Here is a 25,258-nt window from a genome sequence, read left to right on the forward strand (position 1 = left end):
CCGTAAAAGTGCGGTCGTTTTTAAGTACGTTTTCGTTTTACGTGACCTTGCAATTAAGCAAGGTCATTTTTTATGTCTAAAACAAAAGGAATATGCTCCGGCAACGGTGCAAGTCTGCCTAACTCCACCCAGGCACAAGGAAAATGGAAATCAGACCCCATAGAGCCGGCAAGTTGATGTTCTTCCGCGAGTTTTACCAATAATTGATACTGGTCGCGACTTTGTCCACAACCGGAAATTTCAATGGCATCGCCGCCCCAGGCTTTAAAACTCTCTGTCAGTTTTCGCACCCATTTCATGGTCATAGTATAACGCAACGGATGGGCAAACACGGCAAGCCCACCGGCTTGATGGATGATATCAATGGTCGTTGGAATATCAACCCACTGTGACTTGACATAAGCAGACTTCCCCTGCCCCAAATAACGTTTAAAGGCTTGACCATCATTAGAGACTTTGCCGATTTGTACTAAATGACGGGCATAATGCGCTCGGGTCACTTCGCCATTGCCGGCTAATTTTTTTGCCTCTGCGTAGGCATTTTCTACACCAATTTTTTCTAATTTCGCCCCGATTTCCTGAGCTCGAATCTCGCGTAATTTCGCTTGCTCTGCTAAAAGTGCGGTCATTTTTTCATGTGAAATATCAACCCCTAAAGCCACAATATGAATGGAGCGATTTTCCCATAACGTGGAAATTTCCACGCCATTAATCAGCCTCATGCGCAAGGACTCTGCCTGTTGTCGAGCCTCAGCAACTCCGGCCACGGTATCATGATCCGTCAAGGCCAGCACATTCACGCCTTTTTCATGGGCGCGCAAAACCACTTCCGTCGGTGTCAAAATACCGTCAGAGGCTGTACTGTGGCAATGTAGATCGTATTTGAGCATGCTTTTCCTTATTTAATCGCTTGAACCAACTCTTTCACCAATTTCGGGCCGTGATAAATCAACCCGGAATACACTTGTAAAAGCTCGGCACCGGCTTGGATTTTCTCTTGAGCATTTTGTACGCCGTCAATGCCACCGCTGCCAATAATCGGAATTTGCCCTTTTAGTTCTTGGTGCAAGCGAGCAATGATAGCAGTACTTTTATGTTGCAATGGCTTCCCGCTTAATCCACCCTGCTGTTCAGCATTTTGAAGATTTGTGACGTTGTCGCGAGAAATGGTTGTATTAGTGGCAATCACACCATCCATTTTATGACGCATCAAGGTATCGGCAATTTGAATTAACTCGCTTTCCGTCAAATCTGGGGCGATTTTTACCGCAATCGGCACATATTTGCCGTACTGTGAAGCCAGTTCTTTTTGACGGGATTTAATACTTCTCAACAAATCATCAAAATAATCACCATATTGTAACTGACGCAAATCCGGCGTATTAGGCGAAGAAATATTCACGGTGATATAACCGGCATAGTTATAGGCTTTATTCAAACAAATCAGATAATCATCTTTCCCTTGCTCTAAAGGCGTCAGTTTATTTTTACCGATGTTGATCCCCAACACGCCGTCATAGTGCGATTTTTTGACATTTTCAATCAGCTGATCGATACCATAATTATTAAAGCCATTACGATTAATGATGCCTTCTGCTTCGACTAAACGAAACTGGCGTGGTTTGGCATTCCCCTCTTGAGCCAATGGCGTCACTGTGCCCACTTCAATGAAACCAAACCCCATGGCACCAAAGCCATCAATCGCTTCAGCGTTTTTATCTGCACCTGCTGCCAAACCGATAGGATTTTTAAATTCAATGCCCATGACGGTTTTCGGCGTGCCTTGTGGGCAATTTAGAAGTTGTTTTAAGAGAAAATGAAATGGTGGATATGCCGCTAAGCCAAGGGCTTTTATCACTAAATTATGGGCATCTTCAGGATCAAGGGAAAAAATCCCTTTACGAATGAAAGAATACATACTCGTTTATCTCTCCGGATAGTTAACTGTGAAAAGAATAGAAAAAGTGCGGTCAAATTTAACCGCACTTATCATGTTTACTGTAACGCTTTTTCGATTTTCTCAAATAAATCGCGAGATAAATCTTCTGTCTCACTGATGCGTTCTAGCGCTCGTTTCATCAAGGTTTGGCGTTGTGCATCATAGCGCGCGAAACGAATTAACGGTTCAATTAAACGAGAGGCTATCTGTGGGTTGCTTTTATTTAGTTTAATCAAAATATCCGTTAAGAAACGGTAGCCTGAACCGTCAATGGCGTGGAACGCCTTTAAGTTTTGTCCTGCGAAGGCACCAATGAGAGAGCGCACGCGATTCGGGTTATTAAAATTAAAACTTGGATGATCCATTAACTGCATCACATTTTGCAGCACATTGTCTTCCGGACGTGTCGCTTGTAAAGCAAACCATTTGTCCATGACTAAACCGTCATGTTGCCATTTTTGCTCAAAATCAGCCAATAAACTGTCACGACAAGCCAATTTAGCTTGGGTTGCAGAAGTCAATGCGGCAAGCGTATCAGTCATATTATTAGAATAAGTGTAATGCTTATTCACCAAGTTATTGCCAATATTACTGTATGCCAAGTAACTTAAGCACACATTGCGCAGTTTGCGTAAGGCAATATCTTGACGATTAATTTGATATTCATCCAAACGAATTTGATTGTAAGTCTTCAGTAATAATTCTTTTAAATTATCGGCAATCGTTTGTGCCATAAATTCCCGTACAGCACTGATCGCATCCGGATCAATGGTTTTAAATAGTTCGGCAAATTCTGTTGCTTTCGGTAAGGTGAGAATTAAACTGGTTAACTCGATATCTTTTTGATGATTATCTAGAACTTGATAAAGCACTGCAGCCGTTTCCGCAGATAAATCGAGAGGTTGCCCTTGTTGATAATTGGTAACGTTACGTCGTAACTCTGCAGCAAGTAACATCTGTGCAGCATCCCAACGAATAAAGCCATTTTCAGCAAATTTTAATAAGGTAATCAGTTGTGAAGTGGAATAATCGTAATCCAATTTCACCGGTGCAGAGAAATCACACAATAATGCCGGAACAGGCTTAGTGTAAATATTATGAAATTCAAAGGTTTGGTCTTTTTGTGTAATGTTCAAGACATTATCCACAACGCCATCGGCATCATAGAGTGTTTGTACTGCACCCTTTTCATCATACAACGCAATTTTCAACGGAATGTGTAAATTCACTTTTTCCATTTGATCGGCTGTCGGTGGCGTTAATTGAGAAACCTGTAATTGATAGACATGATTTTTTTCATCATAACGATCACTGATAGTTAACTCCGGCGTGCCGGATTGACTGTACCAACGGCGGAACTGGCTTAAATCCAAATCATTGGCACGTTCCATGGCTGACACAAAATCTTCGCAGGTTGCGGCTTTACCATCATTTTCCGCAATATATAACTTCATGCCCTTTTGGAAGCCTTCTTCGCCCAATAAGGTATGCAACATACGAATCACTTCCGCGCCTTTTTCATACACGGTAACCGTATAGAAGTTATTCATTTCAATCACTTTTTCCGGGCGAATTGGGTGTGCCATCGGGCCGGCATCTTCGGCAAATTGTACGGTACGCAAAAACTTCACGTTATTAATGCGATTTACCGGGCGAGAACCGGTGTCAGAGGAAAATTCTTGATCACGGAAGACCGTTAAACCTTCTTTTAAACTTAATTGAAACCAATCACGGCAAGTGACTCGATTCCCCGTCCAGTTGTGGAAATATTCGTGCGCAATTACACTTTCAATGGCTAAATAGTCGTCATCTGTTGCCGTTTGTGGATTTGCCAACACATATTTGTCGTTAAAAATATTGAGCCCTTTATTTTCCATGGCCCCCATGTTGAAGAAGTCCACCGCAACAATCATGTAAATGTCTAGGTCATATTCCAAATCAAAACGCTCTTCATCCCATTTCATGGCACGTTTTAAGCTTTGCATTGCCCAATCTGCGCGATCTAAATTGCCACGATTAACATACAATTCCAATGCGACTTTACGGCCCGTTTTAGTAATGAATTGATCTTTCAGAACATCAAAATCGCCTGCCACTAACGCAAACAAATAACTTGGTTTCGGGAATGGATCATTCCACTCTACCCAATGACGCCCATCTTCCAAATCGCCGCTGTTAATGCGATTGCCGTTAGAGAGTAAAAATGGATATTTCGCTTTATCCGCCGTAATTTTGGTGGTGTAACGCGCTAATACATCCGGGCGGTCTAGCATGTAGGTAATTTGGCGAAAGCCCTCGGCTTCGCATTGTGTACAAAAAGCTTCACCGGATTGATACAAGCCTTGCAATGAGGTGTTGGCGGCCGGGCTTAAAATAGTGGTAATTTCCAGCTCAAATTGGTCTGCTTCTACTCGCGCCAAATCCAACGTTAAACTTTCGCTATCCTGCTGATATTGAGAGAATGGTTTGCCATTTAATTTAATGGAAGAAAATTGAAAATCATGCCCGTCTAACCGTAATGTCGTACTTTCTTTGTTAAGACGTTGATATTGACTTGTTGCTACAACAACTGTTTTTTCAGGTTCCAACTGGAAATCAAGATAAATGTCGGTAACAGTGAAATCGGGAGTTTGATAATCTTTTCTATATTTGGCTTTAGCGTACATAAAACGACCTAATTCTAAGGGCTAAAAAGTGCCGTTAAGGATATGATTTTTAGCCTTAAGTTGCAAATGGATTTTCTTTGGCAAACTTATCGCAAACGTTTGCGCATTATGCTATTCTAGCGCCGTTTTTTATCTCCAAGAATGAGGCAAAAATGTCTTTAACATCTCCTAAAATTGCCATAGTAATGGGCTCCAAAAGTGATTGGGCAACCATGCAGGAAGCTACGCAAATTCTCGATCAATTACATGTTCCTTATCACGTCGAAATTGTTTCGGCACATCGCACGCCAGACAAACTCTTCCAGTTTGCCGAAAACGCACAACAAAACGGTTATGAAGTGATTATTGCCGGCGCTGGTGGTGCAGCACATTTGCCGGGCATGATTGCTGCTAAAACCATCGTACCCGTGCTTGGCGTTCCGGTGAAAAGCGCAATTTTAAGTGGTGTCGATAGCCTCTATTCTATCGTGCAAATGCCCAAAGGAATTCCTGTCGGCACCTTAGCTATCGGGCCAGCCGGTGCGGCAAACGCAGGCTTATTAGCTGCGCAAATTTTGGCGATGAATAATGCAGAATTAGCACAACGCTTGCATCAGTTCAGACAGACACAAACACAAAGCGTATTGGACAATCCTGATCCTCGAATTTAAAAACAGCTAAAATTTCCACCGCACTTTAAACAACAGATATAAAAAGTGCGGTCATTTTTTCCCGTGTTTTTTAATGAATCACTGAAGGTAGCGCAAGCCTGAACGTTTGTGCATCCCTAAAAATCAATGAGAAAACTATGCAAAAATCAGCCCTCTACCCAACCATTTATGTCCTCGGCAACGGACAGCTCGGCAGAATGTTACGCTATGCCGGTGCGCCTTTAGATATTCACGTTCAACCGCTGCCTTTCGATGCGCCGGTGTTTGACTTGTCGCCGAATGACATTATTACCGCAGAAATCGAACGCTGGGAAAAAACACCGCTAACCACGCTCCTCGGCAATCACGCCAATTTCGTCAATCAAAAAGTCTTCGCACAATTAGCTGATCGCTTAAGCCAAAAATCCTTATTAGATAAATTACATCTCCCGACCTCGCCTTGGTGTCTCTTGAAAGAACCATCACAATGGGACGAAGTATTTCAAGATATCGGTGAAAAAGTCGTTGTTAAACGCCGTATGGGCGGCTATGACGGACGTGGGCAGTGGATTGTATCTGATGAAAACAAAGCACAAATCACTGAAGACCTGTTTGGGGAAACCATTGCTGAAAAATTCATTCCCTTTGATTACGAAGTGTCTCTCGTGGGCGCCCGTTTCCGTAACGGCGAGACTCGTTTTTATCCGGTCACTCACAATTTACAGCAAAATGGCATATTACGTTACAGTGTCATGGATATCACTTTCCCACAACAAAGCGCACAGCAACAGCAAGCTGAAATGATGTTAAGCAAAATCATGAATGAGCTCAATTATGTGGGCGTGATGGCAATGGAATGTTTTGTGGTTGGCGATCAGCTTTTAATTAATGAGCTTGCACCACGCGTACACAACAGCGGACACTGGACCCAACTTGGCTGTGCTGTGAGTCAATTTGAATTGCATTTGCGCGCATTGTTGGATTTGCTTACGCCGCAATTAAAGGTCTCTGCGCCAAGCGTGATGGTCAATTTGATTGGTACTGAGCACAACCCACAGTGGTTAAACACCGCCTTTGCACAATTACACTGGTATGGCAAAGAAGTACGACCGGGGCGTAAAGTGGGACACATTAACCTTTCGCATCCGGATAAAAAGGTCATTATCGCCCAACTAGACAAACTCGCCACAGAGTTGCCGGAAGACTATCAATCCGGTTTGCAATGGGCAAAAAATAAGTTGATATAGTTAACATTTTCGCAACATATTGCTTGTCAAAAAGAAACCCGAGCAGTATAACTAAAGAGATTTTTCACCCACCATCCGAGGATAATACTATGTTTGAAAAGATTACTGCCGCACCGGCGGATCCAATTTTAGGTTTAGGCGAAGCATTTAAATCCGAAACCCGTAGTAACAAGATTAATTTAGGCATTGGCGTGTATAAAGACGCCAAAGGCAATACCCCGATTGTTAAGGCGGTAAAAGAAGCGGAAAGACGTTTATTAGAACAAGAAAATACCAAAAACTATTTGCCGATTGACGGTGTTGCTGATTTTAACGCACGTACCAAAGAATTATTGTTTGGTGCGAATTCCGATATCGTAAAAAATAACCGTGCAAGAACCGCACAAAGTTTAGGTGGCACCGGCGCGCTCCGCATTGCTGCAGAGTTCATTAAACGCCAAACTAACAGCCAAAATGTGTGGATCAGCACGCCAACCTGGCCAAACCACAATGCAATTTTCAAAGCGGTGGGCATCAACATCCGCGAATATCGTTACTACGATGCAGAACGCAAAGCCTTAGACTGGGACAACTTAATTGCCGATTTAAGTCAAGCCGGTGAAGGCGATGTGGTTTTACTTCACGGTTGCTGCCACAACCCGACCGGTATCGACCCGACACCGGAACAATGGGACAAACTGGCTGAAATGTCTGCACAAAAAGGCTGGTTGCCATTATTCGACTTTGCTTACCAAGGCTTTGCTCACGGTTTAGAAGAAGATGCTTACGGTTTACGCGCTTTTGCCAAAAACCACAAAGAACTTTTAGTGGCAAGCTCCTTCTCTAAAAACTTCGGTTTATATAACGAGCGTGTTGGTGCATTCACTGTCGTGGCAGAAAATTCTGATATTGCTGCAACAGCATTAACTCAAGTAAAAGTCATTATCCGTACCCTCTACTCCAACCCGTCTTCTCACGGGGCAAATACCGTTGCATTAGTATTAAATGATGCAAAATTGCGCCAAGACTGGGAAAACGAACTCACCGAAATGCGCGACCGCATCAAAAAAATGCGCCACCGTTTTGTTGAGTTGCTTAAAGAATACGGTGCACAACAAGACTTTAGCTTCATCATCAACCAAAACGGGATGTTCTCTTTCAGTGGCTTGACCGCAGAACAAGTTGACCGCTTGAAAGAAGAATTTGCCATTTATGCCGTGCGCTCAGGCCGTATCAACGTTGCCGGTATTACCGAAGACAATATTCGTTACCTCTGCGAAAGCATTGTCAAAGTGTTGTAATTTTTAACCGCTCTTTAAAAGAAAACGGCATCGAAATAGATGCCGTTTTTGTTTTCTGAAAAACAGTCTCAAAACTGACCGCACTTTTATCACTCAAAACAAAAGTCCAGTTATTTTTCCTGCGCGTTTTGACTTACTCCCTTAATTTCGTTATATAAAATAAATTACAAAGGTATATATAATTTCATATATAATGAACCACATTAAAAACTAACCGCGCTTTTCTCATGAATAAAAACACGCTGATTTTTATCTTGCTCATTTTATTGCTTTTCGGTCTTGCCTTGTTTTCTTTGTCGTGGGGGCGTTTTGCCATTCCGATTGAAAACGTAGTACAAAGCCTAATGGGCAATAATGCTAGCGATGTACAAAACAACATTATTTTCAATCTGCGCTTGCCACGCATTCTTGCCGCTATTTTAGTGGGGGCGGCGCTTGCGGTGGCGGGAGCAACCTTTCAGGGGATTTTCCGCAATCCGCTGGTGTCGCCTGATCTGTTAGGTGTATCCAGTGGAGCTTGTATTGGCGCAGCCATTGCGATTTTGCTCGGTTTCGGGTTGTTTGCCATTCAGGGATTTGCATTTGTGGGCGGTTTAATTGCCGTGTTGATGACCATGAGCCTGCCAAAACTGGTGCAGCGCGATTCCACGATTATTCTTGTGCTTTCCGGGATTATCATTTCCGGCTTTATGATGGCTTGCCTTGGTTTAATCAAATATCTCGCCGACCCGGAAACTCAACTTGCCGACATTGTGTATTGGCAAATGGGGAGTTTGACCAAAGTGGATTATAAAAACCTGAGCATGCTCGCCCCGATTATTCTGTTTACTACCGGCGGTTTACTCATGATGCGTTGGCGCATTAACGTATTGTCATTAGGTGATCGGGAGGCAAAATTAATTGGTGCCAATATTCGTTTGGAACGCAATGTTATGGTCGTGTTTGCCACCTTGCTCACCGCCTCTGCTGTCTGTTTAAGCGGCACGATCGGTTGGATTGGCTTAATTATTCCGCATTTGGCGCGCATGTTTATCGGCGACAATAACCTTCGCACCCTTCCGCTTTCTGCACTGATCGGAGCCCTATTCTTGCTCATTATCGACACCTTAGCACGCAACTTATATACCCAAGAAGTTCCACTCGGCATTCTGACAGGATTTATTGGTGCCCCGTTCTTTGCTTGGGTATTAGTAAAACAAAAAGTCGCGAAATAAGGAGCCGACATGTTAAAAATCAACCAACTTTATTTTCAACATCAGCCTCATATTCCGTTATTAAATGGTGTGGACTTAACGCTGAATGCAGGTGAATTAGTCACCATCCTCGGTGCTAACGGACGCGGAAAATCAACGTTGCTGAACTGTATTGCCGGTTTACTCACACCACAACGGGGCGAAATTTTTCTCAATAATGTAGAAATTAAGCATCTGACAAGTAAACAAATTGCCCGTCAAGTCGCCTATGTATCGCAACATTCACCGCAAACTTATCAATACAAGGTATTGGATTATGTGGTGCTGGGACGTGCAGCTCACCTAGGTTTGTTCGGCAAACCGCGTGAGGAAGATTATCACTTGGCAGAACAAGCGTTAGCCCAACTGGGTATCAGCCATTTTGCCGACAAAATTTATATGCAAATGAGCGGCGGTGAAAAACAATTAGTCAATTTAGCCAAAATTTTAGTGCAACAGCCGCAACTGATTTTGTTTGATGAACCCACTTCCGCCCTGGATTACGGCAATGTATTTAAAACCTTGAGCCTGATTAAAGAGTTATCACATCAGCAATTTTCCATCATTATGACCACCCATAATCCTGATCACCCGATGCTTTTGCATGATGTGATCCCGAACAGCAAAGTGGCCATCTTAAATACCCAAGGAAAATTGCACTGTGGTTTAACCGAAGACATTCTCACAGAAGACAATCTGCGAGAACTTTACCAAACAGATTTGCGCTTAATTGAGGTGCCTGAATTAGGACGCAAAATCTGTGCCATTACGCATATTTAAGAGGACGTGCTTATGACCCTGAAAAAAACATCTCTAAAACTTACCGCACTTTTTGCTGCTACCCTGTTGGCATTTTCTGCACAGGCAAAAATCGTCACCGACGTGGACGGCAACCAAGTGAACATTCCCGATCGCGTCGAACGTGTCGCTGACCTTTGGCATGCCAATAACCAAATCGTGTTGTTATTAGGTGGGGCCGACAAATTAGTTGCAACGACCACTGCTATTGCGGCGAATCCTTGGTTCGCTGAAGTGTATCCAAACATTAAAAACGTTCCGGTGCTAACTAACGGCGAAACGATTCAAGTGGAAGAATTGTTATCCCAAAAACCGGATGCTGTGTTGTTGTCTAAAAAATCCATGCTAACCGAAGTAAGCCAAGCCGGCTTAAAAGGCGTGCGTGTGAGTTTTCAAGATTTTGATGGATTAAAGAAAACTGTGAGTATCACTGCCGAGGTTTTAGGAGACAAAGCCCCTGAAATCGCGAAAAGTTACATCAAAGAACTTGAAGGCAACATTCAATTCGTCGAATCCCGCATTAAAGACGTGAAAGAAGAAAAACGTCCGACCGTATTGCACATCACTAGCGGCGCTGATTTACTTAAGATTGACGGTGGCAAATCCATGATTGGTGAATGGATTCGTTTAGCCGGCGGTAAAAGCGTGTTACCGGATCAAGCCAACATGGTGACTGTCACCATGGAATCCATTGTGGAAGCTAATCCGGATGTAATTATCATCGGCAGCAGCGGCAATAAATCTCAAGTCGCCATTGAGAAAATCAAATCTGATCCAACTTGGCAATCCATCAGTGCGGTCAAAAATAATCGTATTTATGCCAACCCGACGGGGACTTTCCCATGGGATCGTTATAGTGCAGAAGAAGCCTTACAAATTTTGTGGGCGGCACAATTATTCCACCCAGAAAAATTCCAAGACATTGATATGGTGGAAAAAACACAGGCGTTTTACAAAAAATATTACGGTTATGCATTAAGTAAAGAAAACGCTGAGCAAATCTTAAAAGGGCTATCACCTCTTAAGTAGTATTGGTTTTTATCGTAATTATGGGTAAAATGCAGACTCTTTTTTCATCCGCCTACTTTTTGTAGGCCTTAATACAAGGAAATTTCTATGAAAATCAGTGCAAGAAACCAATTAAAAGGTAAAGTTGTTTCAATCGAAAGCGGTTCTGTAAACGCAATCGTTCACCTTGATATCGGTGGCGGCAACGTAATTTCTTCTACCATCTCTCTTGAAGCGGTAAAAGAATTAGGTTTAGCAGTAGGCAAAGACGCTTATGCAATTATCAAAGCAACTTCCGTAATGGTTGGCGTAGAATAATTTATTCTTAATGAAAGACAAAACAACCGTACTTGAAAAAGTGCGGTTGTTTTTTTATGTGTTTTTCTGCCATAAAAAATGCGGTGAAAATTCACCGCACTTTTTTTACATAATCAATTTTAGAAACTGTATTTCAAATTCGCAAAGTAAGAACGACCACGCTCATTATAGGTGCGTGCCGTGCCGGCGTTACGATAAATACGTTTATCTAAAATATTATTCACCCCCACACGTAGGCTTAAACTGTTATTAAATTTATAGCCAACGTTAGCGCCCCAAATGCCGTAGCTACCAAGTTGATATTGTGTCACCAAGCTTTCACCGGTGTTATAAATTACGTGCATAAAGTTTTCCGCATTCTCAACGGTTTTTTGTTTGCCGTAACGGGTGTAAGAGGTATTCACATCCCAATGATCATTAATTTTCCAATTAAGATTGCTGTTCACCGTGTATTTCGGCACAAGAGAAATCGGATTGCCGGTTTCCTTGTTTTTATTTTTGAGCATATAGGTGAGATTGGTACTGAATAAAATCGCATCATCTAAGAATGGTAATGTGATATTACCTTCAACCCCTTCAATAATCGCTCTTGGTGTGTTGCCCCAACGATAAACATTGGTTGCCGTGTAGTTACGATAAATCGCTCTTCCGTCCGGAGTATTGCTTGCACGAATTTCACGATCATAGCCGCCTGCCGGTGCATCAATGGTCGTTAAGAATTCACCGTTAGACACGATTTTATTGCGATAATCATTGTGGAAATACGCCAAGGAGAACAATTTACCTTCGTTTTCATATTCAAAGCCGATTTCTTTGTTCCAGCTGGTTTCCGGTTTGATATTTTCATTACCTAAGAAGTAACAAGCACGTCCCCAGTCAAAACCTTTCGGATTACTGTTTTGAAGAACGGTATATTGTCTGCCTTTTGCATCTGTCTTAACAACACTGCCGGTTGAATTTAACGCATTTGGATTATTCCAGTTATTTGCGCTGTCAATCGGACAACCATTACTCGCGTTAATGAGCAAATAATTTGGGGAAGATTGATAAAGATTCGGTGCTTTATAGGATCTTGCTACTCCACCTTTAATTTTCCAGTTTTCGCTCACTTGGTGTGAGAAGTTGAATGACGGGCTCCAGTTCGATTTAGAATTCGTGCTGGAATCAAAACGAATGCCCGGTGTTACAATGGTTTTGTTATTTGGCAACATAATGTTGTCTTCCAAGAACGCCGCCCATTCATTTTGTGCCACTTTACCACTACGTCCTTTATCTTTTAACCAAGGCACGATGGCATAAACTTGCATGGTTTGCGTCATAGAAGCAGCATCATCCAATTCAGAACGGGACGCTTCCGCACCAACAGTCACCATATGGCTGGTATTACCCAAAGCAAAGGGAATATAAAGTTCATTGCTAAAACGGTAGTTTCTGAGTAAACCGACAGATTTATTTAACCCGTTGTAAGCCCCTTCCGTACTGCCCAACAAGCCTTCCGGATAATGATAGTTACGGGTTTGGTCGAAAGTGAAATAAGTGCGGTTATCTAACACGCCCCATTTGCCTTCATGTGTTAAACCGTAACTTTGACGGTAAAGCGTTGAGGTTTCCGCATGTTGTAACGCAAGATCACGGCTGGTTTTCATGGCTTGATTCAGTAAAACAGAGCTGTTTTGTGTGTCCCCGTTATAAATATTGCCTTGACGACTGTATGCTGCATCAAAGGTTAATTTTTGATCCGGGGTGATATTCCAAACTAACTGTCCTGCCACATCACGGTTACGCACACCTTCACGCCCGGCATAACGAGTATTATCTTGTGTTCCCGCATTGTTATTAACGAAGGCATCTTCACCTGAGTTGATATCCAACGCATCCGCTTGTGTTTTCGCAATGTTGCCGTATAAACGGAAACCTAATACATCCTTAATTAACGGACCGCTGACGTTAAAACCAAGACGGTTGGTATAGCCTTCCTTGCCGTCTTCCGGTTGTTCGGTGAAAAGATTCACACTGCCGTGATACTCACTGGTCGGAGATTTAGTTTTGATATTAACCACCCCACCCATCGCACCGGAACCGTAACGAGCTGCTGCCGGCCCACGCAACACTTCAATGGATTCAATGGCATCCGCCGGTACCCAGTTGGTATCACCACGGGTATTACGGGTACCGTTTCTGCCGTAACGTTCGGAGTTACGGGATTTTACCGGTTTACCGTCCACCAAAATCAGGGTATTTTCCGGCCCCATGGCGCGAATATCCACCTGACGTTTATTACCACGAGCACCGCCCGGTGCGTTGGTACTTAAGGTTACGCCCGGTTGTTTAGCAATAATTTCAGACGCGTCATTTTCAATAGGATTACGTTCTAAATCTTTCGCTGTTACCACAGAAACACCCAGTGATTGTTTCACTTGTTCTTCTGCCGTCACTTGAATTTCGTCTAGTTTTTGCGTGCTTTCCGCTTGTGCAAAAGTTGAAATCACAGCCAAACTAATAATGCTGAGTCGAGGGAATTTTTTCATTGATAAATCCTTAGTTTGATAAAAAATCGCGCAATAATACGATCGCTATATAAATCAATAAATAACCATAAATAAGTAAAAAAAGATTACACCTTCGTTCTTAGCTGTTGTGTCTTCTGTCAAGAATAGGCTAAAAACGCAAATGTTGCTGTAGCTGTGTGGTTGAGGTGCGGTAGATTTTGGCTAAGTTTTCTAAGGTCAAAAGGGATTCTCGAGCGCCTTGTTGGCACCCGTATTGCTGATCGAGTAGCAAAATATTTTCGGCTAAATACATCGCTTGTTGCGGATTATGGGTCGTGATCAGCAAGGCGATATTTTGTGCTTGGAGCTGTTTAATTTTTTCTAACACGCGAATTTGATTGCCAAAATCCAAACTCGCTGTCGGTTCGTCCATCACCAACAATTTAGCTTGTTGCGCAATGGCTCGAGCAATGAGTACAAGTTGTTTCTCTCCCCCGCTCAATTCCGGATAGTAACGTTTGGCAAGATGTTCAATTTGCAGACCGGCAAGGGCGGACAGCGTCAATTCTTTATCTTCCGCTTTTGGCGTTTGATACCACTTTAAAAAGGCAGAACGTCCCATCAACACCATGTCTTGCACCAAAAACGGAAACAAATGTTGGTGCGCCTGTGGCACATAAGCGATATTGCGTGCCAATTCCGCCTGTGTATAAACAGAAAGCGGCTGTTGTTGCCAGCAGACTTCGCCTTGCAATGCGGGTTGTAAACCGAGCAAGGTTTTCAAGAAGGTACTCTTTCCTGCCCCATTAGCCCCCAATAAACAACAAATTTGTTTTTCCTTTAAACAGAAATTGATGTTGTTTATTAAAACGTTGTTGCCATAACCAATGGCTAAATCATGGGTTTCGATCAAATTCATCGTCTGCCCCGTAATAATAAATAAAGGAAGAACGGCGCGCCGCACGCAGAAGTGAGAATCCCCAACGGTAATTCAATGCCGGCGATGGTGCGAGCTAAAGTGTCTGTTAATAACAGAAAACTGGCGCCAAGCAACAAAGAAGTTGGCAACAACAGAATAAAATTCGCCCCCACCAACAAGCGTGCAATGTGTGGCACGAGCAATCCGACCCAACCGATAATGCCTGTAATCGACACCGCACTTGCGGTGCAAATGGTGGTGAAAATAATCAAAATATAACGGGTCGCTTTAATCGGCACACCTAAACTGCGCGCCTCTTCCTCTTCCAAGGAAAGCAAATTCAAACGCCAACGCAATAAAAATAACGGTGCCATACTGATCATTAAAATCGGTGCCAGTTGCAGTACATCTTTCGGCGTGATGGCAGTTAAACTACCGAGCAGCCAAAACGTGATGGAAGGCAGTTGAGTAAAGGGATCGGCAAGAATTTTCAACAAAGAAATACCCGCACCAAGCAAAGATCCGATGGCGATGCCGGCAAGGACTAAAACCAAAATCGGGTCTTGCTCCTTGCTACGAGAAGCAATGAGCGAGACACAAAACACCGCAGAAATACCGCCAAGAAAGGCAAACAGCTGAATGTAAAACATCGGCAAACTATAAAAAATCGCCAAAGACGCGCCCAATCCTGCCCCTGCGGAAACACCTAAAATATCCGGTGAAACTAACGGATTTTTAAACATACCTTGGTAGGTTGCCCCCGCACAAGCCAACGCCGCCCCCACTAAACACGCCACCACAATACGCGGAGAACGAATTTGCCATAACACAGTGTGAATGGGCGAATCTATCTTACATTGAGGCTCCCATGAACAGATGAGGGTTTGCCATAATTGGCTTGGTGAAATGGGAAATTTACCCACATTCAAGGCAAGCAAAATACTGCTGATTAACAACGCAATCAGCAGCAAAAAGAATAGACGTGGGGAACGTTGAATAAACTGTTGCATTATTGTCCTTGTTTCAGCAGTTGCTCCGCCTGTGCAGTTGACAAATCAATGTGGTAGAACAATTTATAAAAACGCTGCACTTCCGGCGCGAAGTCTGCCATCGGCTTGTTGCTTAGCAAATGTTGTAACCAACGCACGCCAAGCAAGCGATTCAAACTTGGCGGTGAATCGAGCCAACCGAACGGCTGGTTAGGAATGAAAAAAACGCGCTGATTTTTCACCGCTCTTAATTGGCTCCATTGCGGATTATTTTTGATGGTTTGAAAAAATTCGGCGTATTGCGTCAGAATGATGTCGGGATTCCAAAGCAATAACTGTTCCATGGAAACTTGCGTTAGGCCTTTGTGTTCCCCTTCCACCACATTGCGCAAGCCTACCAACTCCATTGCTTCAGTGTGAATAGACCCTTTTTGCCCGGTTTGCAAGCCGTCGGCACTGCGCGCCAAGTAAGCAGTTTGTTGTAAAACAGCAGAAAAATCGACCGCACTTTTTAAGGTTTCTTCCGCATATTGTGCTTGCTGTTCCGTTAATTGTTCCACGCCCAACCATTTTCCCAATTCACGCAAGGTGTTTGGCGTGGCAGCAAGTCTGCCGTCTAATAATAGATAAGGTACACCGGTCTGCGCAAAAGTACGCTTAGCTTGGTCAATATAATTCGGCGTGACATTCCCCACATCAATAATCAAATTTGGCTGCAACGCCACAATTTTTTCCGCAGAAAGTGTGCTGCCCTTGCCGGCAATTTTGCCGATCGTCGGCAATGCTTGTTGTTCCGCAGGAAATAATTTACCGCCCTGAGATGCCATATTAAAGCCTGCCAATCCCACCATTTTTTGTGGTGCGACCGACAGCAATAGCACATCACTCGGGTTGCCGGCACTTAGCACTTTCTCAATGGGTTGAGATGCTGGAACTTCCCCCGCCAGAAAAGCCGAAGGCGTATTCTCTGCCCATAGGTTTGTCGCGAAAATCAGCGAAAATAACAAGATGAAGTATTTTTTCATGTGAATATCCTTAAAAGAGCGGTCATTAAATCCAATAAATTCAAATTCTACCGAAACACTATATATTTTTGAATATATAACGAAAAATTGCTAGAATAATCTCGCTATATGTTTATATACATATCGTTGTTTTTCCTAAACCAAGTTGGGTAGAAAAGATGAAATTTGAGGTGATCTATAAATTCTTGCTGTTTTGCGTATCGCTCATCAGTTTGTTTTGCGTGGTGGTAAGTGGTGCCGGATTATTTTTCGGTTGGCAAATGGGCACGTTGTTTTATGTGCATATCACTTTTGCCGTGTTACTGGTTGTGGCGTTGTTACTGCATATGCTTAACCGGAAAAATAAACTGGTGAAAATCAATACGCAATTTGCCGATCTCGTTTTACACAACAAATACCCAAGTTATTGCAGTCTAGATCGTCTCATCATGACTTTTGAGCATTTTTCGATTGCGCAAATTGCCGAACAGTTGAACCTCGATTTAGCGGTTCTACTGAATGAATTGGCAGAAGGAAAAATAAACGTAAAAAATTCTCACCGCACTTTACGGGAGAATTTCCCCCATAACGACGAAAAGATTTTTGCTGCCGTTACCCTCGCGCTGCAACTTCGTTTCACTTCTCACTTACCTGTTAATTTAAAGGGACATTAAAATGAAAAAAACACTTCTTTGCACTGCCATTGCCATGGCTTGTGCTGCGGCCTATGCCGAAGACGTTTTTACGCTTGGACAAATTGAGGTGATTGCCGATAAATCAACTGATTTGAGTACCGCCCGAACCAATCAAGCCGATTTACAAAAAAACAACCAAATTCGCGTTTCTGATGTAGCAAAAACCACACCGGGCGTCTTTTTAGAACGTAGCGGTGCGCGCAATGAGCATAATTTATTAGTACGCGGTTTTGATGCACGCCGTGTGCCAATTTTTATTGACGGGATTCCGGTATATGTGCCTTATCAAAGATGCCATTGAACCGGTAAAACAACCTAATGGCATGGAAAAGAATGTCAACTATGGCAAAGAAGTCTTTAAAGGCGTAGAACTTGCGGCAACTATTTTTGCGACAGATAACTTAACGTTCGGTGCGAATTACACCTACACTCGTGCGAAAAACAAAATGAACACAAGCTACATCATTCGGAATATTCCAAAACATAAATTCTTTGCATATGTAGATTGGAAAGTTGTGCCAAATCTATCGTTCTATATCAGCCAAGAAGCGGAACAAGGTCGTTATAGCACTGATGGCATTGGCAAAAAAGCAGAATTAGTCAAACTTTCCGGCTTTGGTGTTACCAATGCAAAAGTGATCTATGATGTAACAAAACACTTCAGCGTAGAAGCCGGTGTCTCCAACTTGTTTGATAAAAACTACTACTATCATGCAGGTTATCCGGAAGAAGGACGCGTTTATTTCTCGAATTTGAAATACAGCTTCTAACCCCCTTCTTAACAATTTTATTAATAACAAGGCCCTGTTTAACAGGGCTTTATTTTTGACTTAGATTGGCAAAAATACCATGAGAAAGCACAGCACTTTGTATTTTCTGAGCCTAAAGTGCGGTGTATTTTTTCCGTGTTTTTCAATTCATTTATGCAAAAATTGAGGCTTCGTATATAATGAGCCGCTTTCCAAATAACCGAATAGAAACAATGAATACAGCAAGCCAAACAGAAAAGAAACAAAGTTACAATTTCAATAAGTTACAAAAACGCCTACGCCGTAATGTGGGCAACGCCATTGCCGATTTCAATATGATTGAAGAAGGCGATAAAGTGATGGTATGCCTTTCCGGTGGGAAAGACAGCTATACCTTATTGGATATTTTGCTCAACCTACAACAAAATGCGCCGGTCAATTTCGATATTGTGGCGGTGAATTTAGACCAGAAACAACCGGGCTTTCCGGAGCATATTTTGCCTGAATATTTACAATCTATTGGTGTGAATTACAAAATTGTAGAAGAAAACACGTATGGTATTGTGAAAGAGAAAATCCCGGAAGGAAAAACCACTTGTTCTCTTTGTTCCCGTTTACGTCGCGGGATTTTATACCGTACAGCGACCGAACTTGGTGCCACAAAAATCGCATTAGGGCATCATCGCGATGATATGTTGGCGACGCTGTTTCTAAACATGTTCTACGGCGGAAAATTAAAATCCATGCCGCCAAAATTGATTTCTGACGATGGCAAACAAATTGTGATTCGTCCGCTTGCCTATTGCAAAGAAAAAGACATTGAGAAATACGCCGTTGCGAAACAATTCCCAATCATTCCTTGTAACCTGTGCGGTTCACAGCCGAATTTGCAACGACAAGTGGTGAAAGACATGTTGAACACTTGGGATCGCCAATATCCGGGGCGTTTGGAAACCATGTTTAGCGCCATGCAAAACATTACCCTTTCTCATTTATGTGATCCGAAACTTTTCGACTTTAAAGGCATTAAACACGGTCAAGCGCTTGAAGGTATCGAGGGCGATACTGCATTTGATGAGCAAAATATCACACCAATGCAATTTGATGATGAAGATCAGACTGATTTCAGTGAACAAGAGATGATTGCATTTAAGGAAGTGAAGTAAAAAACGTGGCTAAAAACCACCGCACTTTTAGTGCGAGGTACCTAATAAAAGGCTATTGAAGACAAATAAAAAGGTGCATTTATACGCACCTTTTTATTTTATTTTTTTCTTCTACATCACTTAAATACGTCTCGCCTGCCAATAGGCTTTGCGCCAATAATCACTATTCATGGAAGAATAAACGACACCACCTTTGGTTGAGGCATGGAGAAATTTATCCTCTTTCACATAAATTCCCACATGGTAGCCATTTGGTCCTAAGCCTGTTTTAAAGAAGACTAAATCCCCGGTTTGAATATCTGATTTTTCGATATATTGTCCGTATTTAGCTTGATCTTTGGTTTGACGCGGTAATTTTATGCCAAAGCGATCAAAAAACGTGGTTTGCACAAAACCGGAACAATCCACCCCATTACGACCAAGCCCACCAAGCACATAAGGCGTTCCCGCCCATTCATGTTGTTGTTCGCTTAATAAAGCAATCGCCATAATGGGATCGTTAATTTGACCTTTGTAATTAATGCGCGAGGATTTGTATCCGCCGGAACAGGCAGCTAACGCCAACACACAACCACAAAGCAATAAAGATTTTAAAACACGCATTGATAGAACATCTCAAACTAAAAAGCTATCAACAAGGACATTATTGATAGCTTATTTTTATACTTATTAGGCTTTCGGTTTGACTTTTTCCACCCGATTACGCAATTTTTGTCCCGGTTTAAACACCACTACGCGGCGAGCAGAAACCGGCACGCTTTCACCGGTTTTCGGATTACGCCCCGGACGAGAGGATTTATCGCGTAACTCAAAATTACCAAACCCGGATAATTTCACGTCATTCCCAGTTTCTAACGCAATTCGGATTTCCTCAAAAAAACTTTCGACTAAATCCTTGGCTTCACGTTTACTGAGATGGAATTTCTCAATAAGATTCTCGGCGAGTTCTACTTTAGTTAATGTCATAGTTTAATCTCTCAAGTAAGCATTAAAACGTTGTTTTAACTCAGATAATACCGCTGAAATTACTGCGTTAATTTCATCTTCTTCAAGGGTTTTTTCATTGTCTTGAATCACGAGGCTTATCGCTAAGCTCTTATGACCTTCTGCGACGCCACTACCTTGGTAAACGTCAAATAAATTCACTTGCGTTAATTTATCACCGCCTGCAACACGACAAGCGTCTAATACATCGTCTGCTGCAACACTATCCGCAACCACAAGAGCTAAGTCACGGCGATTCGCCGGGAAACGGGAAATTTCTTTTGCTTTCGCAATATCACGACGAGAAATATGCGCAATGGAAATTTCACACACAAATGCCTTGCCGTTGATACCAATTTTTTGAGCAATCGTCGGATGAAGTTGACCAATAAAACCAATTTCTTCACCGTCTAACATAATTGCAGCAGATTGCCCCGGATGTAACGCTGTGTATGATTTTGCTACAAATTTTGCGCGATTTCCAGCAGAACTTAATGAAAGTAAATTTTCAATATAACCTTTTAAATCATAGAAATCGGCAGGCGCAGCTTTTTCGCTCCATTGTTCATTTGCTTTCGAACCGGTCATCACTGCCGCAAAAACTTGTTCTTGACGTACGCCAAATTCGGCTTTTTCATCCGGTACAAAACGTAAACCAAATTCAAACAAACGCACACGATTTTGTTGACGATTTTGGTTATAACTTACCGCCCCTAGCAATCCGGTTAATAGTGAAACGCGCATCGCGGACATTTCAACAGAAATTGGGTTAGGTAGAATAAACGGTTTAATTTCCGGGTGGAGTAAACTTTGAATTTTCGGATCAACAAAGCTATAAGTAATGGCTTCATAAAAATCGCAACTCACTAATGCCGCTTTAATTCGCGATAATTCAATGTCTGCTTCGCTATGTTCACGCATACGCAAATGCGCTAACGGTGCATTATTTGGAATACTGTTATAGCCATAAATACGCGCGACTTCTTCAATTAAATCTTCTTCGATTTCAATGTCAAAACGCCAAGATGGCGCAACAGCCGTCCAACTGTTGTTAGCGTAAGAAACCTGTAAACCAAGGCGTTGTAAAATATCGGTTACCGTTTCTGTTTCAATATGATGGCCAAGTAACGCATCTAATTTGTGACGTTGTAATGTGACTTGTTGACGTTTTGGTAAATGGGCTTCATGAGTCACTTCACAAATTTCACCGGCTTCCCCACCACAAATCTCTAATAAAAGTGCGGTCGCTCTTTCCATTGCTTTACGTGGCAATTCAAAATCCACACCACGCTCAAAGCGATGAGAAGAATCTGTATGCAAACCATATTGACGAGCACGACCGGTAATCGCCAATGGCGCAAAAAATGCTGCTTCTAAAATCACATCTTTTGTGTTTTCTACATTCACACCACTGGCTTCACCACCGAAGATCCCCGCCATTGCCAATGCACCATTTTGGTCGGCAATCACTAAAGTGTTCGGTTGAAGTTTCGCTGTCGTACCATCTAACAAGACAAGCTCTTCATTTTCTTTCGCCATGCGAACTTGTACCGGTTGTGCCACTTTTGCCATATCAAAAGCGTGCATCGGTTGGCCCAATTCAAGCAAAATATAGTTCGTGACATCCACAATTGGATCGATAGAACGAATATCGCAACGGCGCAATTTTTCTTGTAACCACATTGGTGACTGCGCTTTAACATTGACATTCTTAATCACACGTAATAAATAACGCGGACAGGCTTCGGCAGCTTGAACATCAATTTGTACTTTATCGCTAATGGTCGGTTTAACCACCTCAAAGTGCGGTGGATTTTCGTGAAGTTTATTCACCACAGCTAATTCACGCGCCACACCGGCAATGCTTAAACAGTCTGCACGGTTTGGCGTTAAGCTGATTTCAATAGCGCTGTCGTCTAATGTTAAATAATCGCGTAAATTGGTACCGATAGGCGCATCTTGTGGCAATTCGATAATGCCATTGGCATCAGATTCAATGCCGAGTTCGCTGAATGAGCAAAGCATGCCTTCGGAAGGTTGTCCGCGTAATTTGGTTTTCTTGATTTTGAAATCACCCGGTAATTCAGCGCCTTCTACCGCACAAGCCACTTTCAAGCCTTGACGACAATTCGGTGCACCACACACGATATCTAACAAACGCTCGCCGCCCACATTCACTTTGGTTACGCGTAATTTATCGGCATCAGGATGTTGTGCGCATTCCACCACTTCGCCTACAACCACACCGGTGAAATCGCCGGCCACTTTTTCTACTCCGTCAACTTCCAAGCCTAACATGGTAATTTGTTCGCAAAGTTGTTCCGTAGAAATCGCTGGATTAACCCATTCGCGTACCCATTGTTCACTAAATTTCATACTTATCTCTCACTCAAAATTATTTAAACTGTTTCAAAAAGCGTAAATCATTCTCGAAGAATGAACGTAAATCTGTGACGTTGTAGCGTAACATGGTTAAACGCTCTACCCCCATGCCCACTGCAAAGCCAGAGTATTCATTTGGGTCAATACCAACATTGCGTAAAACATTTGGGTGTACCATACCGCAACCCAACACTTCTAGCCATTTTCCGTTTTTACCCATTACATCCACTTCGGCAGAAGGCTCTGTGAATGGGAAGTAAGACGGACGGAAACGCACTTGCAAATCTTCTTCGAAGAAGGCACGTAAGAAATCGTGCAACAGGCCTTTTAATTCGGTGAAATTCGCATGTTTATCCACATACAACAATTCGATTTGATGGAACATCGGTGTGTGGGTTTGGTCGTAATCGTTACGATACACGCGCCCCGGCGCCATAATGCGAATTGGCGGTTGCTGTTTTTGCATGGTACGAATTTGTACCCCGGAAGTTTGCGTTCTTAACAATAATTCAGGATTAAACCAGAATGTGTCGTGATCGGCACGCGCAGGATGATGTTTAGGAATATTTAAGGCATCAAAATTGTAATAATCGCTTTCGATTTCAGGACCGGATTCCACAGAAAAACCCAGTTCAGAGAAAAATTTGGTCACGCGTTCAATGGTAATAGAAACCGGATGTAAACAGCCCATTTCCACTTTGCGCCCCGGTAAACTCACATCAATGCGTTCGTTTTCCAATTGTGCATTTAATAGGGCTTGTTCCCATTCCGCTTTTTTTGCATTTAAAAAATCTAATGCCGCTTGTTTAGCTTCGTTAATTTTCGCGCCCATTGCCGGACGTTCTTCCGCCGCCACATTGCGCAATTCTTGCATTAATTGGGTAAAATGACCTTTCTTACCAAAATATTCCACGCGAATTTCATCAAGCGCGGCAAGGCTTTTATCTTCAATGTTGTCTATAGCATTTCTTGCTTTATCCACAAGCTCTTTAAGATGCTGCATAAATATCCTCTGTGATGATTAATCTATCTAAAAAATGCTGTCAATAATAATACTAACTGCTTAGAAAATCACGCGATTTATCTATGACCGCGGAAATTATTCCGTAATAAAACGAAGATTTATAGGGAAAAATGACCGCACTTTATTCTTCCGTTTACATTTCAACTGAAACTTTTCAGCCATTTTCTTTGGATAAAAAAATAGAGGCTTAAAAAAGCCTCTATTTATTAAAATTTTACTATTAAGGTAATTGTTGCAATGCTTCAATACGTTTTTCCAACGGCGGGTGGCTTAAGAACAATTCTGTTAAGCCGCCACCACGTTTACCGTTAATGGCAAATGCCGCCAAGGTGGAGCCTTCCAGCTCTTCCGGTTCATGCAAGTTTTGTAAGCGTTTTAGCGCATCAATCATTTTTTGCTTACCCACTAAATTCGCTGAACCTGCATCGGCTCTGAATTCACGTTGGCGGGAGAACCACATAGCAATCATGCTTGCCAAGAAACCAAATACGACTTCAAGCACCATCGAAACTAAGAAATAGCTCCCGGAATTGCTTGAGCTTTCACTGCCCTGATTGCGGGAATTCGCCACCACGTTTGCAATGATACGTGATAAGAAAATCACGAAAGTATTCAACACACCTTGCAATAACGCCATGGTCACCATATCGCCGTTTTTAATATGACTAACTTCGTGCGCCAAAACAGCTTCAGCTTCGCCACGAGTCATTTTATTTAACAAACCGGTACTCACCGCCACTAACGAATTGTTTTTGCTTGCGCCGGTGGCAAAAGCATTTACATCAGCAGAATGGTAAATAGCGACTTCAGGGCGTGGTAAACCGGCACGATCTGCTTGTGAATATACGGTATCCAATAACCAACGCTCTGTTTCGTTGCGTGGTTGTTGAATCACTTCAGCACCCACAGAACGAATTGCCATGGTTTTGGACATAAATAACGAAATAATAGAACCTGCAAAACCAAATAATGCGGCAAACAGCATTAAACCGCTCGCATCACGAGATTGAATGCCGGTTAACGATAAAATGATGTTAAAAACCAACAATACTGCCATATTGGTCGCAAGGAAAAGTAAAATGCGCATCATCGATGAAAAACTCCTAAATAAAACAGTAATAAAAACACGCTTGGCTATAATGGCGACAAAAAAAGGAAAATCAAGTATGCCAATGAATTCAATGAGAAAAAATGTTGTTTTATTGGAAAAAGAGAAAAGTGCGGTGGATTTTGACGATGTTTTTTGAAAAGAAAAAGGGAGTTGGTCGATAAGCCGGGTTCTGTCATGGACAATCATTCATCTAGGCGCATATTTACACATGCGCTCAAGCAACCTACCCGAATCCTGAACGGGCCATTCATTGGATTCCTATTTGGTCTTGCTACGAGTGGAGTTTACCCTGCTACCAACCGTTACCGGCGGCACGGTGCGCTCTTACCGCACCCTTTCACCCTTACCTGATCCCTTGCGGGCCATCGGCGGTTTGCTCTCTGCTGCACTTGTCGTAGGCTCTCGCCTCCCGGACGTTATCCGGCACTCTGCCCTGTGTAGCCCGGACTTTCCTCCCGCCTACTTGTCCCCCAGTTTACGCTTTCGCGATGTTAGAGGCTTCAATAGACCGGCGATTGCCTGACCAACTCTGGCGCGCAGTATAGCTTAAATTCAAGGTGAAATATAGTGTTAAGTAAAAAGTTGGGCTAGAATGAACGCCACAAAAACAGGCCTAAAATACACCGCAC

At 42.7% G+C, this 25,258-nt stretch carries 23 protein-coding genes, 1 other RNA gene and 1 pseudogene; 12 read left to right on the plus strand and 13 right to left on the minus strand.

Annotation, left to right across the window (positions count from 1 at the left end):
- Positions 1-53: 53 nt before the first annotated feature.
- From DQN58_RS07140 to pepN, 3 genes are all read right to left on the minus strand, one after another.
- Entirely contained in the window at positions 54-890 is an 837-nt protein-coding gene (locus DQN58_RS07140) for a PHP domain-containing protein (RefSeq protein WP_006718218.1), read from the minus strand.
- A gap of 8 nt (positions 891-898) precedes the next feature.
- A complete protein-coding gene (pyrD, locus tag DQN58_RS07145; RefSeq protein ID WP_006718220.1) occupies positions 899-1,918 on the minus strand; it encodes a quinone-dependent dihydroorotate dehydrogenase in 1,020 nt (339 codons plus the stop codon).
- A 77-nt stretch (positions 1,919-1,995) separates the two neighbouring features.
- The gene (pepN, locus tag DQN58_RS07150; RefSeq protein WP_006718222.1) at positions 1,996-4,605 is read right to left on the minus strand and encodes an aminopeptidase N; all 2,610 of its coding nucleotides are present in this window, start codon (positions 4,603-4,605) and stop codon (positions 1,996-1,998) included.
- Positions 4,606-4,757: 152 nt separating this feature from the next.
- Here pepN and purE point away from each other — a divergent pair, with 152 nt between their 5' ends.
- The 7 genes from purE (at position 4,758) to DQN58_RS07185 (ending at position 11,117) form a co-directional block, all read left to right on the plus strand.
- The gene (purE, locus tag DQN58_RS07155; protein ID WP_032998138.1) at positions 4,758-5,255 is read left to right on the plus strand and encodes a 5-(carboxyamino)imidazole ribonucleotide mutase; all 498 of its coding nucleotides are present in this window, start codon (positions 4,758-4,760) and stop codon (positions 5,253-5,255) included.
- Positions 5,256-5,392: 137 nt separating this feature from the next.
- Complete coding sequence (purK, locus tag DQN58_RS07160) at positions 5,393-6,481, plus strand: 5-(carboxyamino)imidazole ribonucleotide synthase (RefSeq protein ID WP_006718226.1); 1,089 nt, start codon at positions 5,393-5,395, stop codon at positions 6,479-6,481.
- 89 nt (positions 6,482-6,570) lie between these two features.
- Positions 6,571-7,761 carry an amino acid aminotransferase gene (locus tag DQN58_RS07165; RefSeq protein WP_006718228.1) on the plus strand — a complete coding sequence of 397 codons (1,191 nt, stop codon included), beginning with the start codon at positions 6,571-6,573 and terminating at the stop codon, positions 7,759-7,761.
- Between the two features lie 227 nt (positions 7,762-7,988).
- Positions 7,989-8,975, plus strand: coding sequence for a FecCD family ABC transporter permease (locus tag DQN58_RS07170; RefSeq protein WP_006718229.1), 987 nt, complete (start codon positions 7,989-7,991; stop codon positions 8,973-8,975).
- 9 nt (positions 8,976-8,984) lie between these two features.
- A complete protein-coding gene (locus DQN58_RS07175; protein ID WP_006718231.1) occupies positions 8,985-9,773 on the plus strand; it encodes an ABC transporter ATP-binding protein in 789 nt (262 codons plus the stop codon).
- Positions 9,774-9,785: 12 nt separating this feature from the next.
- Entirely contained in the window at positions 9,786-10,820 is a 1,035-nt protein-coding gene (locus DQN58_RS07180; protein WP_006718233.1) for an ABC transporter substrate-binding protein, read from the plus strand.
- Positions 10,821-10,907: 87 nt separating this feature from the next.
- Positions 10,908-11,117 carry a TOBE domain-containing protein gene (locus DQN58_RS07185; RefSeq protein ID WP_006718235.1) on the plus strand — a complete coding sequence of 70 codons (210 nt, stop codon included), beginning with the start codon at positions 10,908-10,910 and terminating at the stop codon, positions 11,115-11,117.
- A gap of 119 nt (positions 11,118-11,236) precedes the next feature.
- Here DQN58_RS07185 and DQN58_RS07190 read toward each other — a convergent pair whose 3' ends face one another.
- The 4 genes from DQN58_RS07190 to DQN58_RS07205 all read right to left on the minus strand — a co-directional run bounded on the left by DQN58_RS07190 (position 11,237) and on the right by DQN58_RS07205 (position 16,539).
- Positions 11,237-13,645 carry a FepA family TonB-dependent siderophore receptor gene (locus DQN58_RS07190; RefSeq protein WP_006718236.1) on the minus strand — a complete coding sequence of 803 codons (2,409 nt, stop codon included), beginning with the start codon at positions 13,643-13,645 and terminating at the stop codon, positions 11,237-11,239.
- 130 nt (positions 13,646-13,775) lie between these two features.
- Positions 13,776-14,525, minus strand: coding sequence for an ABC transporter ATP-binding protein (locus DQN58_RS07195; RefSeq protein ID WP_006718238.1), 750 nt, complete (start codon positions 14,523-14,525; stop codon positions 13,776-13,778).
- Positions 14,522-15,535: a FecCD family ABC transporter permease gene (locus DQN58_RS07200; protein ID WP_006718240.1), complete on the minus strand. Its 1,014-nt coding sequence runs from the start codon at positions 15,533-15,535 to the stop codon at positions 14,522-14,524. Before DQN58_RS07200 ends, DQN58_RS07195 begins: the two co-directional genes overlap by 4 nt.
- Positions 15,535-16,539, minus strand: coding sequence for an iron ABC transporter substrate-binding protein (locus tag DQN58_RS07205; protein ID WP_006718242.1), 1,005 nt, complete (start codon positions 16,537-16,539; stop codon positions 15,535-15,537). The genes DQN58_RS07200 and DQN58_RS07205 overlap by 1 nt, the downstream gene beginning before the upstream one ends.
- 158 nt (positions 16,540-16,697) lie before the next feature.
- Between DQN58_RS07205 and DQN58_RS07210 the strand changes: the two genes are divergently transcribed.
- From DQN58_RS07210 to ttcA, 4 genes and pseudogenes are all read left to right on the plus strand, one after another.
- The gene (locus tag DQN58_RS07210) at positions 16,698-17,192 is read left to right on the plus strand and encodes a hypothetical protein (protein WP_006718244.1); all 495 of its coding nucleotides are present in this window, start codon (positions 16,698-16,700) and stop codon (positions 17,190-17,192) included.
- A gap of 34 nt (positions 17,193-17,226) precedes the next feature.
- The gene (locus DQN58_RS10010) at positions 17,227-17,514 is read left to right on the plus strand and encodes a TonB-dependent receptor plug domain-containing protein (RefSeq protein ID WP_407641379.1); all 288 of its coding nucleotides are present in this window, start codon (positions 17,227-17,229) and stop codon (positions 17,512-17,514) included.
- Positions 17,501-17,983 (plus strand): annotated as a pseudogene (locus DQN58_RS10015) (TonB-dependent receptor domain-containing protein); the annotation flags it as partial. The gene DQN58_RS10010 and the pseudogene DQN58_RS10015, both read left to right, overlap by 14 nt.
- Positions 17,984-18,195: 212 nt before the next feature.
- Entirely contained in the window at positions 18,196-19,128 is a 933-nt protein-coding gene (gene ttcA / locus DQN58_RS07220) for a tRNA 2-thiocytidine(32) synthetase TtcA (RefSeq protein WP_006718250.1), read from the plus strand.
- A gap of 120 nt (positions 19,129-19,248) precedes the next feature.
- On the opposite strand, the gene DQN58_RS07225 is transcribed toward ttcA, so the two are convergent.
- The 5 genes from DQN58_RS07225 to htpX all read right to left on the minus strand — a co-directional run bounded on the left by DQN58_RS07225 (position 19,249) and on the right by htpX (position 24,608).
- Positions 19,249-19,731, minus strand: a complete 483-nt coding sequence (locus DQN58_RS07225) for a C40 family peptidase (RefSeq protein WP_006718252.1) — start codon at positions 19,729-19,731, stop codon at positions 19,249-19,251.
- 66 nt (positions 19,732-19,797) lie between these two features.
- Complete coding sequence (locus DQN58_RS07230; protein WP_006718254.1) at positions 19,798-20,094, minus strand: integration host factor subunit alpha; 297 nt, start codon at positions 20,092-20,094, stop codon at positions 19,798-19,800.
- 3 nt (positions 20,095-20,097) lie between these two features.
- Positions 20,098-22,488, minus strand: a complete 2,391-nt coding sequence (gene pheT, locus DQN58_RS07235; protein WP_006718256.1) for a phenylalanine--tRNA ligase subunit beta — start codon at positions 22,486-22,488, stop codon at positions 20,098-20,100.
- A gap of 19 nt (positions 22,489-22,507) precedes the next feature.
- Positions 22,508-23,497: a phenylalanine--tRNA ligase subunit alpha gene (pheS, locus tag DQN58_RS07240; RefSeq protein ID WP_006718257.1), complete on the minus strand. Its 990-nt coding sequence runs from the start codon at positions 23,495-23,497 to the stop codon at positions 22,508-22,510.
- Between the two features lie 241 nt (positions 23,498-23,738).
- Positions 23,739-24,608, minus strand: a complete 870-nt coding sequence (gene htpX / locus DQN58_RS07245; RefSeq protein WP_006718259.1) for a protease HtpX — start codon at positions 24,606-24,608, stop codon at positions 23,739-23,741.
- Between htpX and DQN58_RS09875 the strand changes: the two genes are divergently transcribed.
- Positions 24,598-24,765 carry a hypothetical protein gene (locus tag DQN58_RS09875; protein WP_155811787.1) on the plus strand — a complete coding sequence of 56 codons (168 nt, stop codon included), beginning with the start codon at positions 24,598-24,600 and terminating at the stop codon, positions 24,763-24,765. The two genes, htpX and DQN58_RS09875, sit on opposite strands and share 11 nt — an antisense overlap.
- A gap of 6 nt (positions 24,766-24,771) precedes the next feature.
- Here the strand turns inward: DQN58_RS09875 and rnpB are convergent.
- An RNA gene (gene rnpB, locus DQN58_RS07250) (RNase P RNA component class A) lies at positions 24,772-25,160 on the minus strand.
- Between the last annotated feature and the right edge of the window lie 98 nt (positions 25,161-25,258).

This window comes from Aggregatibacter segnis ATCC 33393, assembly GCF_900476035.1.
GTDB classification, from domain to species: domain Bacteria; phylum Pseudomonadota; class Gammaproteobacteria; order Enterobacterales; family Pasteurellaceae; genus Aggregatibacter; species Aggregatibacter segnis.